At 43.0% G+C, this 11,595-nt stretch carries 11 protein-coding genes and 1 rRNA gene; 4 read left to right on the forward strand and 8 right to left on the reverse strand.

Going from position 1 to position 11,595, the window contains the following annotated elements:
• Both AC1DSE_RS01335 and AC1DSE_RS01340 read right to left on the reverse strand, forming a co-directional pair.
• Positions 1-87 (reverse strand): 16S ribosomal RNA (locus AC1DSE_RS01335); the annotation flags it as partial.
• Between the two features lie 234 nt (positions 88-321).
• Positions 322-1,269 carry a helix-turn-helix transcriptional regulator gene (locus AC1DSE_RS01340; RefSeq protein WP_477510047.1) on the reverse strand — a complete coding sequence of 316 codons (948 nt, stop codon included), beginning with the start codon at positions 1,267-1,269 and terminating at the stop codon, positions 322-324.
• A 120-nt stretch (positions 1,270-1,389) separates the two neighbouring features.
• Here AC1DSE_RS01340 and AC1DSE_RS01345 point away from each other — a divergent pair, with 120 nt between their 5' ends.
• Positions 1,390-1,881, forward strand: coding sequence for a DinB family protein (locus tag AC1DSE_RS01345; RefSeq protein ID WP_477510046.1), 492 nt, complete (start codon positions 1,390-1,392; stop codon positions 1,879-1,881).
• A 113-nt stretch (positions 1,882-1,994) separates the two neighbouring features.
• On the opposite strand, the gene AC1DSE_RS01350 is transcribed toward AC1DSE_RS01345, so the two are convergent.
• Positions 1,995-4,913, reverse strand: coding sequence for a family 78 glycoside hydrolase catalytic domain (locus AC1DSE_RS01350; protein ID WP_477527339.1), 2,919 nt, complete (start codon positions 4,911-4,913; stop codon positions 1,995-1,997).
• Positions 4,914-5,057: 144 nt separating this feature from the next.
• Between AC1DSE_RS01350 and AC1DSE_RS01355 the strand changes: the two genes are divergently transcribed.
• Positions 5,058-5,942 (forward strand): helix-turn-helix domain-containing protein, encoded by an 885-nt coding sequence (locus AC1DSE_RS01355; protein ID WP_477510044.1) that lies wholly within the window; start codon positions 5,058-5,060, stop codon positions 5,940-5,942.
• Positions 5,943-5,956: 14 nt separating this feature from the next.
• Here the strand turns inward: AC1DSE_RS01355 and AC1DSE_RS01360 are convergent, their stop codons facing one another.
• The 4 genes from AC1DSE_RS01360 to AC1DSE_RS01375 are packed head-to-tail and all read right to left on the reverse strand — an operon-like array spanning position 5,957 to position 9,196.
• The gene (locus AC1DSE_RS01360; RefSeq protein ID WP_477510054.1) at positions 5,957-6,724 is read right to left on the reverse strand and encodes a spermidine synthase; all 768 of its coding nucleotides are present in this window, start codon (positions 6,722-6,724) and stop codon (positions 5,957-5,959) included.
• Positions 6,725-6,741: 17 nt separating this feature from the next.
• Positions 6,742-7,197, reverse strand: a complete 456-nt coding sequence (locus AC1DSE_RS01365) for a GNAT family N-acetyltransferase (protein ID WP_477510043.1) — start codon at positions 7,195-7,197, stop codon at positions 6,742-6,744.
• A gap of 37 nt (positions 7,198-7,234) precedes the next feature.
• The gene (locus tag AC1DSE_RS01370) at positions 7,235-8,134 is read right to left on the reverse strand and encodes a copper amine oxidase N-terminal domain-containing protein (RefSeq protein ID WP_477510042.1); all 900 of its coding nucleotides are present in this window, start codon (positions 8,132-8,134) and stop codon (positions 7,235-7,237) included.
• A 21-nt stretch (positions 8,135-8,155) separates the two neighbouring features.
• Entirely contained in the window at positions 8,156-9,196 is a 1,041-nt protein-coding gene (locus AC1DSE_RS01375) for a YhfM domain-containing protein (RefSeq protein ID WP_477510041.1), read from the reverse strand.
• Between the two features lie 135 nt (positions 9,197-9,331).
• Here AC1DSE_RS01375 and AC1DSE_RS01380 point away from each other — a divergent pair, with 135 nt between their 5' ends.
• Complete coding sequence (locus AC1DSE_RS01380) at positions 9,332-10,000, forward strand: AlkZ-related protein (protein ID WP_477527340.1); 669 nt, start codon at positions 9,332-9,334, stop codon at positions 9,998-10,000.
• Positions 10,001-10,332: 332 nt separating this feature from the next.
• On the opposite strand, the gene AC1DSE_RS01385 is transcribed toward AC1DSE_RS01380, so the two are convergent.
• Positions 10,333-10,533: a DUF2197 domain-containing protein gene (locus AC1DSE_RS01385; protein WP_441884278.1), complete on the reverse strand. Its 201-nt coding sequence runs from the start codon at positions 10,531-10,533 to the stop codon at positions 10,333-10,335.
• A 254-nt stretch (positions 10,534-10,787) separates the two neighbouring features.
• On the opposite strand from AC1DSE_RS01385, the gene AC1DSE_RS01390 reads away from it, so the two are divergent.
• Positions 10,788-11,564 carry a class I SAM-dependent methyltransferase gene (locus AC1DSE_RS01390; protein ID WP_477510040.1) on the forward strand — a complete coding sequence of 259 codons (777 nt, stop codon included), beginning with the start codon at positions 10,788-10,790 and terminating at the stop codon, positions 11,562-11,564.
• Positions 11,565-11,595: the final 31 nt, after the last annotated feature.

An 11,595-nucleotide genomic window follows, 5' to 3' on the forward strand; every position in this document is an offset into this window, starting at 1 on the left:
GCAAGCACCTCATCAACTCCGCTCGACTTGCATGTATTAGGCACGCCGCCAGCGTTCGTCCTGAGCCAGGATCAAACTCTCCAAATTGGTGTTTGACTTGCTCATTACTTTTATCGCTATATTTGCTCATCCCGAAGGATTTGCAAGGCAGTTATTACTCGTTGTTCAGTTTTCAAAGAGCAAACTTTTCTATCGTTTGTCTTGCTTGTTTTTCTTTTGTTCCGGTGTGTTTCTTGGCCGGAATAAGAATATACCATGTACTCGCCTACTAATGCAAGTGTTTTTTGAAATTAATTTTATTTTGTTGTTTATCCTTTAACTTCACGCATATTTAGCCATGACTTCAGTTAATATCTTTTTCATGCGATCTATTAGTTCAACCGGTTCCTTAACTGTTGCTTCATTACCTAAACCCATAAAAAACTTCGAATAAAACGAAAGATCAACCTTTCGAATATCGCCATCTATCCAGCCTGTACCATCTTCGCGAATATTCAGCTTGGGCAGCGGCCATAGCTCAGACTCGCAGCGCTGCAAGCCTTCTCTGCTTAATTCAACGTAAAGATTAACATATGTCTCCTGCGTCTGAAAAACCTCATCGCTATTCCCAAGGTTTACATGCCGCAAATCCAGCGCTTCCAAATCAGATGTRTCCTCTACAGCGGAGTGAATTCGATCACAACGGAACAACCGCAATTCAGCACGAAGAAAACAGTAAGCGGAACAGTACCATAATCCGTTGCTTGCATATATGCCAATCGGTTGTATTTGACGGCTTGACCGACCTTCTCGTGATTCATATTCGATAACCAACACTTTTTGGTGAATAGCCCCTTCAAGCAAGATCGATAAATAAGGGGATTTCATTTGCCGAGCAGGCGTGAAAAAATCAACACGATTTTTCATTTGATCAATACGATCCCGCACATCACCAGGCATGTAATAATAGAACTTGCTGAGTGCCGAGGATGATTCAGGTTCAAAGGGAAGATATAAATAGTGCCTCAAAGCATGGCTGGCAAAAAATATCGCAACAGCCTCTTCTTCCGTAAAAGCAATCGGAGGCAATATCCTTTCTTTTAATACCTGATACCCGCCATGCGGCCCTACCTCCGAATACAACGGAACGCCCAGCTCACTCAGCTCTTGCAAATCCCTCAATATCGTTCTTGTCGACACTTCAAACTCAACCGCGAGTTCTTTGACGTTGAACTTACGTTTTCTATTAACAGTCATCATCAATTCAATGAGCCGTTTCGATTTTGACATATTGATTCTCCATTCATTTCTTAATTATGACAACTACTGTCACTATTATAAGCTACAATCAGTATTAAGCCCACTAAGGGTGACAACAATACTATAATTAAGAAGAATGGAGTGAAGGCAATGCAATCTCAAACTATTAATGAAGTAAAAGGATTACTGCTGGAGGAATTGGAGCATATCGCGAAAACCTCTTCCAATTTGATTCGCAAAATCTCAACCGATCATTGGTCATACAGACCGCATGACAATATGAGGACGCTGCTGGAGCTTGTCCAACATATCGTATCTATTCCTTCGGTTGATCTGCTCATTCTTCAGGAGAACGATGAAACCGTCATCCGCAAGCTTGAAGCGGATATAGCTGCCGATCAAGACCACGAGAAACTAATTGCTTGGCTCACGACTGGTTTGCATGAAGTCAGAGCTTATATGGAAAGTCTTCCGGATGAGGATTTCCTGCACAAGAAAACAAAACCATTTTATCTAGAACACGGTTCGGTACAGGCAAAATGGCTGATTGAGATTACGACCCATATTCAGCATCATCGGGCGCAGATGTTTACATATTTGAAGATACAAGGCTATGAAGTCAACATGTTCGATCTATACTAAAATAATTCAAATGCATTTTACCGCTCCTATAAAAAAAGCTCTCAACTGTCTACTGACAGCGAGAGCTTTTTTGCATCTTCATTCCATTGAGCGTAATTCAACCGATACTTCTGCTAAAAGATTTTTTTCTCCCGAACGATACCTTCGTATCCTTCTGGTATTTTAACATTCACTTTTACCGATGCCGGGGATTGAATGGAAACCTCAATGATTTTCTCATCGATCACTTTCCACGATACATCGATTTGCCCTGCATCGGAGAGAGGAACGCTGCCCTTCGCCCAAGTAAGACCGCAAGGATTAGGACTAATTTCGACCTCCGTCCAGCCCATTGCTGTACTGCGAATGCCAAGCACCTCGCGTCCAAGGAAATAAGCTGGCGCTGCCGACCAAGCATGACAATGACTTCTAGTCAGCATATTCGGATTCGCTCTATTTTCCGAGAAGTTCGGATACATCTCCCAGCAAGTTGTCGCGTCATGCTCGATCATTTGCCCGTAATTGCGACGGATGTCTTCAACAATCGTAGAATACTGTCCCGATGCTGACAATGCTTCATAATAGAAGAAAGACATGAATGGACTGCCGATTTGAACAAAATGGGAAGGCGATTCCAGCAAATACTTCTCCATAATGCTTCTACGTTCTCCTTGCGCAACGTCTGTCAAATAAGCGACCACCTGTGTTTGCACGGAGAAGATGTCTGATCTGCGTCCATCCACATGGATACAATCCAAGTAGGCAGACTGTTCCTCGGACCACAAATACTGATTAATCGCCGCTTGAAGATCATCGGCTGCTGCCGCAAAACGTGAGCGCCCTTCCTCATCACCGGAAAAACCAGCCATCTCAGAGGCAACTCGCAGCGTCTTCACTAAGAAGCAGTTCTGATGTGTGACAATGCCATCGTTAGGCTGATCAATCGGCGACCAGTCGAGCAGGTTCCAGCCCTTAATAGCGAGCAATCCATCCTCATTGATTTCCTTCAAATAATGCTCTAGCGTAAAACGGATATGCGGATACATCTCTTGGGCAAAATGAAGATCTGCTGTTTGCTCAACATATTCACGGCATGCAATAGCCCAGAAAAAGGTCCAGTTCGGAATAACGCTGCTCCAGCCGCTCGGAACCTGATTTACGTATAAAGGCGTTTGATCCTTCGATCCCGGTACAAGACGCAAGCATCGTTTAACCATATCATTTACGCCGAATAAGTAGTTGCTAACCAGTGCTTCATTGCGGCTATCCCCCACCCAGAAAACTTGCTCATAAGCTGGGCAATCCACAAAAGTATCTTCCATGCATAGCTTCGTCGTATGGCGGCTAATCTCCCATATGTCGTTCAATAAAGGATCTGAGCTTTGGAATCTGCCAATCTCTGCTACTGGATAATGGCTTGCTATATAATGAACATTTTGTATTTTGACCGGCGTATTCGCATTTCGGACAGTCAGCATCAAGTATCGCAAGCCTCTGCGAATTGGAGAGACATGAGTCTGTCTCCCTTCTTTACATACATAGCGCACAGTATTGTCCAGTCCAAACGTATCTTGGCGATAATCCTCTGTCATATACTCAAATCCGTAAAAGTCTAAAATAGCACCCGCTTCTGCCTCAACCTCAAATGACAGATAACCCGTAAGCTCCTTGCCGAAATCAATAATAATTTCTGTATCTAGACCTGGATACATCGGAATAACTCCCGGCGATGCGTTCGGAATAACAAGATTTTGCAAAGCCACCGGAATAACATGTGGAGTGCTTTCCTTCTTCCAGACAGAGAGACCGAATACATCTACTTCACTTACTAGACTCTCATTAATAGAACGAATATATGGAGAATAGGCATCCAAATCTTGAATGGAAGATACCTTATCTATTACTTGCTTATAATACGCATCCTCAAAATCAATCTGTCTCGATTCCTGATGATCCAAATATACGGTACTGTCAAAAGGACCAATGCTAATAAAAGCTGATGCACCTACTGACTGTTGCTCAGAAGCTAGCGGTGATCGAACCTCAATCGGAACTTCACTGTAGATGCCCAGGTGCAGCTGACCTGTATGCATGCTTCCACTCACATCAATTAAGAGTAAATGTTCGCCTTTTTGAATTGTCACTTCTGCATAACGTTCAGGGAGCACTCCTGTGAACTGATCCGAATCCAGCTTCACCCCATTAATTGAGACTGCTCTTACGCACTCACTCGCAAATGGGAACCCGAGTATAATATCCGCGTCTTCTTGGACAGAGAGAATGGTAGCCGCATAACCCGTGAAGCCGACAACATTTGCATGGTCCTCACTGCCTTCAACCATTTGATTGCGAATATCAATTGACGTAGAGAAGCTAAAGGACTTAACGCTGCTCAGAGATAAAATGCGGGAAGGATAAACAGGGTACTCTGCTAACAGCGGAATGTCCCGCTCTATTAGCGTCTTCCACGGTCCAGTGCCAACAACGCCTAGTAACGCTGCTTTCTCCCAAGCATCACCACTACCCGTGGCTGTAGTCCAATCGCTGTCCCATGAACCAGCATCAACATACTCAGAATAGCCTTGCTGACAAGACATTCGAGGCGTACGTGTATGATAGCCTTCATGAATAGCTGTGCTCCAAGTATCATCTGATTCAAGCAGCGTTTGCGTTCCCTCTTCACTGCTCCTATCCAACTGCACAAGCAGCCCGCCGCGGCCTCTTAAATAGTAAAAGGTCGTTACGCCAAAATGATGTACGAGCACCGCAATCGTATTTGACTGCCCAGGCACCAGCAGATGGCCAATATCGTACACATCATAAAATTGCTCAACGGTCCATGAACGTACAGGGCCGCGTCCTACCTGCTTGCCATTAATATAAAGAACATAGCGAGAATCCGCACTAATTCGCAGTGTTGTTTGAGTATTTTGGTCAAAATCATCCGATGATGGTGCAACATCAAAGCTCTTTTTGAAGCAGCGCCATTCATTGCGAGGGCTTTCAGCTTCTCCGCCCCAAATCCAATTCGCTTTCCAATCCCAATCCATCATGTTATTCCGCCCCTTCTAAGCGAGTAATCGTAGGTTTGCACGTGCATTCTACCTCTAATTATAGTAAAATCATGCTACTCAATTACCCCTGTTTCGGACATTTATTCCCTGAAAAACGACATCGGATGAAAGGAATGAAAGCTGATGACAAGCAAGCATACGCTGCTTTACGAGAGCGAGCAATATTTTCAAAAGAGTAAATTCATCTTCGTAAACCGCGCCGAGGAAGACTTTGATCTGCCGCTGCACAATCATGTTTTCATTGAGCTTGCTTATGTAGCTGAAGGCAAGGGCTTTCATCATATAGGGGATGACGTCGTCCCCGTTTATAAAGGGATGTTATTTATTCTGCCGCCTGGCATTCCGCATGTCTTTCGTCCTTCAACACCTTCACGCAACAGCTCACCATTAATTGTATATAATTGCGTCTTCATGCCCTCGCTCCTTCAATCTCAGAAAGACTGGATTGGCGATCAGGAGATCGTTGATTTTCTGGAAACCTGTTTTAATGATGCATCCACTTTCCACTCCTTGTTCGACTCGGATAGTGTTATTGAAGATTTATTTCGCAGCCTGCTGCGTGAATATGAGCTCCCGCGGAGTGGGTCATCGGCTTATTTGCTAACGCTGCTAGTGCAGCTGTTTCTATCCGTCTATCGATTAATGAAGGACGCTAAGGAGCTATTATTAGAAGAGAATTCTTCCGCCCGCTTCCATCATGTGCTGAACTACATTGAGCAGCACGCTCATGAGAATGTAACCATCAGCCAGCTTGCAAATCGCTGCGAGTGGAGCGAGCGGCATTTCAGCCGAGTGTTCAAGCAGCATACCGGACAAACCTTCCTGCATTACTTGCAGCATCTGCGCATAAAAAAAAGCTGCGAGCTCCTTAGGAACTCCCAGCTAAAAATTAGCAGCATTGCGGAAGAGGTCGGCTGCAAAAATATCGATGCATTCCTCACCCATTTCAAACGAATTGTCGGCATGACGCCGCGCGAATATCGAAAAATCATACGTGACAACAAATGATCCGTATAGTCGGTTCATCCTTTTCGTTTGTCCGCGATGCGATGCCCTTCTTCTAATTCTATTTCGAGGAAACCAGCCATTTCCCGTGATTGAAAGCTGAGCGTTTTGTTACTACCGACGATGATCATATTACGAGTATCGGCTAAATCTTCTGCAGGCAGAGAGAAGGCTTTCGTATACGGATAGACCTCTTTCAGCGTTGAATAAATTGAATTAATTAATTTATCGTTTCTGACTTTTCCGAAGAGATTCATAATCATCGAACCGATTGCGTTCAGCTTCTCTTTCGTTAACTCAAAAAATTCCAATGTCGTTAAATGATACGGTGTCCCCTCTTTCGTGAAGGCGTCCAAAATAATATAATCAAAGCCGCCGGACGCCTGATTTTCAAGGATCTGCCGCCCATCTCCAATTACAACATTGTCCTCGCTATAGCTAAAATAAGTTCTGCTCAGCTCAACTACCTTCTCACTGATTTCCGCTATCACAAATCGTTTATCGGAATAGTGTCCGGCGATGGTTCCAATTCCATGACCAATCATAAAAACATTTTCGAACGATTGATCGTTATTTTCCATCAGATGCATGATCGCACGCGGATACTCCATGACGACTCGCTTCGGATCCTTCAAATCTATCGCCCCTTGAATCGCATGATCAGAGAACTGCAAGAAGCGATATTTTCCGATCTCCCCAAATAATTGATTGGCTTCATAGACGGTAATCTCTTGAGAGCCGCTAAGCTCCTTGGCTAACTGATACAAATCATCAAACTCCTTCAGTACGTGCGAGAGCAGAGTTAATTTAATGTTTTTTGGAAGGAGGTGAGCGATAGCCGTTCTTCCACTTTAATAACTCCCGTTTCAACATATCCGCTTTGCTTGTAAAGGTTAACCGCAGGAGCGTTTTTAGATCCCGTTGATACGACGATCACATTTCCGCTGACTCCAACGCTTTCGATGTGTTGAAGCAGCTGCTTCGCGATTCCTTTTCTAAAATGGTCAGGGTGGATAATGAGCCGATGAATGTCTATGATGTTATTATCAATCATGATGGCGATGGCTCCGCACAGTTCATTATTAATATAATAACCATAGAAGGTCTCCCCGCAATTACGCAGCGTATCTACGGTGTCTTTTAATGGCGGTATCTCATAAAAATCAATGAGCTCTGCTTCCACCCTATAGGATGGAAGCTGTATACGCAATACTTCCTCTGCTATGGCAGCATCTGTGATGTCTATTTTTCTAATCAATGTTAATTCCTCTCTAATTCCTTATAGAATCCTTTAATTATTTAATATCTGTTCGTACTTCTCCCTCAATTGGTAAAATGACGACATTAGCAAATTCTTTATTCGTATAACGATCGATAGAGCCTAGTTCCGTCTTCTTTCCGTTGCTGTCAATTGTCCCATAATTCAGCCAATCCGCCATAAAGTTATCTAAGAAATAGACGGAATCGCCAAACGGCTTTGGTTCCTTGCCCGCTTCTCCGTTTTTCCCCAATAGATCCTTTTGCCATTTTACTTCACTAATACCGCTATCGTTGATTTCATAATACGTGATTAAACCTCTATATTCCAAGGTATAACGGAGTGCCTCCCCTTGAGGGAAAGTATACACGAAAGTGAAGCCTTCACCATATGGTGCAATATCCATCCCATTGTCAACTCCAGGAGTATGAATCGCTAGCTTTCGCGCTTCTGTAAGATCGCCATTTCTCAGCGTTTTAAACCGCTCTTCACCCGACGGTGTTCTTACAATAATCTGTTTCCCTGTGCTGTCGCTTCCTACTGTTCCGCCAAGTGTTTCCGTAACAAAACGAACTGGAACGTAAGTACGTCCTTTCTTTACGGTAACTGGGGCATCTAAGGGAACTTTTTTCCCATTTACATCAGCTGATTTTAGTCCGTCCTTTAATCGAACAGTCAATTTCCGAGCTGGATTTTGAATCACAATCGTCTTGGTAGCCGTTTCGTAGGAATATTTGAGTTTTTCAGGATCATTAAAGGCTGTGAGCTGCACCATTGTTCTGCCGTTCACGTTGAGCACATCATCTTGGAGCCTGCCATCGATGAACATTTTAATGGTTGCCTTGGGTGCAGATGCCGCCATCGTTGCAGAACCCGCACTAAGTACACCCGCTATTGTTAGTGCAGCTGTCGTTGCTTTTATCCATTTTTTCATCATTAAAACCTCCTGCGAATTTTATTATTGTTGCGATTCCACTTCGCCAACTTTAAAAGCGCCATCCTCCCATTTGTAAACAAAAGTGAGCAGTGGTAGACCGTGTTTCGAGACCACTTCTTCGATGGCATCTCCGTCTACATCCACTTCTTTCGCATGACCCGTGTCTACGAGCAGGAATGGAATAGGTTTACCATCTTTCATTTCAAAATAGTTGTGTATCGGTGCATTTGCCCCAAAGACACCGTCGATTCGAATAAGCGACTTACCATAAAGCTCTAGCTCTTTGACCGATAGAAGCTCATCATTGTTTTGTGAGTGCATGCCTCCGACTGCCCCAAGCTCATAAAGACCAGCTTCAGATTCGAAAGCACCATACACTTGCTCAACGTCGCCCGACTTCGAATAAATACTAATTTTTCCGCCACTAATGTTCTGTTCTTTAATAAGCTGCTCCATTTGAAAGTGATCTACCTTCGCAACCTTCTGATCGTTTTGAACCTTCTCATAGGCAAGCGGCATAACGAACTCACTCTGCTCAGTGAGCTGTGAGTCCTCTTGAATGATTTGGAGTAATTCATTCGTCGCTTCCTTTGTTAATGTAAAGCCTTTATGTGTATCTTTCACATCCATAATAACGCCCTGTTTAGAACTCTCGTTTATCCAAAGGTTGAAGGTGTTTTTCACGATTGGCTGTTTCACCGTAATCGTAAAGATCGGTTTCGACATATTTAAAATCCCTTGCATTTGTACTGCCGTATTTATAGCGCTGACAAAAGCCTCCAGCCTCCTTTGATCCGTGTACACTGACTCAACAGACTTGGCACCCGCTGCTCTGGAAATAGATATTTCTTTCGCATCTGTGATGTTAAATGAAGGACTAGTCTTCTTATCCAATAACCCTGTTAGTTTAGCTTGAACCCGTTGCTGCTCCTGTACATTTGTTGCTTTTGGGCCAACACTTTCGGCTGCACAACCAGCAAGAAGCAGCACCGTAATGACAGCTGAAACGAATGTTCCTTTCACTTTTTCGCCAGTCCTTTCATGAGCAAAAAGCTGTTCCATTTTAACCTCTTCTATAGTGACGCCAGATACTGTAAAAAAGTTACTTTTTTAAATCAAATTTAATAAGTCGATGTATGGAAGGATTAGACAGGAGAAAACTAGAATAAAGGAGTAAACGTTATAAGGAGTGTATATATGAGCATTACTACTTATCCAGAGTTCGTAAAGCTAGTCAGTCAATATAAGATATTTCCATTCTCTGACCTTATCCCTGAGCATCCGTCCCTCACTGCCGTGGTTCCTAGTGACAGCTGGCATACAGAAACTGAGTTTGATCCGTGGATATGGYGGGTTAAAATCGTAAAGGATGAGCATGCGGCATATGGCAAGTTTTTTGGCAGCAAACTAACCTTTATTCACGTTGACTTGTTTCCTCATATCCCGTTCTTGTTATCCCAAGGAAAAAGCGTTGAGGAACGTTATAGCAGCGGGCTTATGTCCCAAGAAGCCAGAAATATTTATCATATTATTAAGGAAGCAGGCAATATCGACTCACGCAATTTACGTAAGGAAAGCCGGCTGACTGCTAAAGAGCAGAAGAAAGACTACGATCGGGCGCTTGTTGATCTTCAAAACTTTGCTGACATTGTGATTACCGGGGCACAGGAAGCTGACTTCGATGGCGGTTGGAGCAGCATGTGCTTTGAAAGCTCAGATCACTGGCTTCAAACCACACTTGGTAAAGAGGCTGTTGCTCACGATAATCTAGCAGAGACCAGAGCTATCGTCAAAGCAGAGCTGAGCGATGTTTGTACGGAGAAAGCTCTTAAATATTTGGATAAAAAGCTTCATCTCAATAAATAAATACGATGTGGCTCGTTGATTACCTCGACTGTGCTTAGGTTCCGTCCTAACGGACATATAAGCCTTTATTTCTCAAAATAAAGGCTAATTTGCTTTCTAACGGACATAGGATCCTCTATTTGCCCAAAATGACCCCAAATTCATTCGGATATCATGAAATAAGAGATCCTATGTCCGTTAGATCGAGAAAAAGTACGATTTACGGCAAATAAGGTCTCTCCTGTCCGTTACCGAGTGTCGTGTGTAGGTTCTATGGTTGGGTTTTGTGTTTTGGTTTTGTGGGTGGGTTTTGTGGGTCGGTTTTGTAGTTGTTCATCATAAAGCATAGACAATTAAGTTATTAATTTGTCATACCCTTTGGGATCAAGGCCTTCTGGCTTAATCTCGCTCATAGCACTGGCTTCTTTTGTTGTTTTGGAATGACATGACTGACAAATATAATACTTCGTTTGTTTTTCAATGAGCCTTCGATATTGAGGATCACTGTGATTAATATCAAATGGTTTTCTGCACAACATACAGTTTACATGCATTCCATAATCACCCTCTCATAGACCAACATTCATTAATAGTATAAATGAACCCGTTGTAAATGAGAATTTAGAAATATCTTTTTTCTGGAAATATTGACCTATATTTACCCATTGCCTATACTTATAATAACTTTACAAGAAAGCGAGTGGTTATCATGCAAAAACTACATTCCGGTACGTTCATTATTAAGGTGCGTAAGGGATAATCATTACAATCCCTTCCGTAAACATCTAATTATCGGAGGGAATTACGTATGTCGTTTAGTTATTATGGAGAACTTTGTACAGTGGTCTATGATTTATCCAAGAAAACAGGTCAATCTATCGGTGGCGATTTAGAATATTACCAAGATCGACTGAAAGATTGCAAGGGTCGTATTCTCGAAGCAATGGCCGGTTCTGGTCGTGTTCTCGTTCCGCTTCTAGAAGCAGGGCTGCAAGTCGATGGCGTTGATTATTCAGCGGAAATGCTCGCATCCTGCCGTCAACGCTGTGAGGAACGCGGGCTCGTTACTGAGCTGTATGAGTCAAATTTGCAACAGCTTGATTTGCCTCATCGCTATGAAGCAATCATTATCCCAGGCGGTTCATTCCTATTAATAGAGAACCGAGACGAATCACTTCTGGCTCTAAAAAATTTGTATAATCATCTTGAGCCAGGGGGACGTATCATACTTGACCTGTTTCTGCCTGACAACAATTTCAGTTGTGGGCAATACAGCGGTACGTCGACATTCAACCTGCCGGATGGAGACATCATCACCATGGAAGACAAGCTTGTTGAAGCCGACTTATACAATCAATATAAGATTTCATATATTAAATATGAAAAATGGCACAACGGCGCTCTTATCCAAACTGAGCTGCAGCGATTTGCCTTACGTTGGTACGGTGTCGAAGAGTTTAAGCTTATTTTAGAAAACATTGGTTTTTCCGATGTAATTGTGTCAGCTGATTACAACTATGGCCAAGCACCATCAAACGGCAAACAAAATTATGTATATGAAGCGATTAAGCCCATAGAAGCTTAAGTAATAAGTTAATATGCAAATAAAAAATAGG

The sequence above is a fragment of the Paenibacillus sp. 01L418 genome (assembly GCF_056400045.1).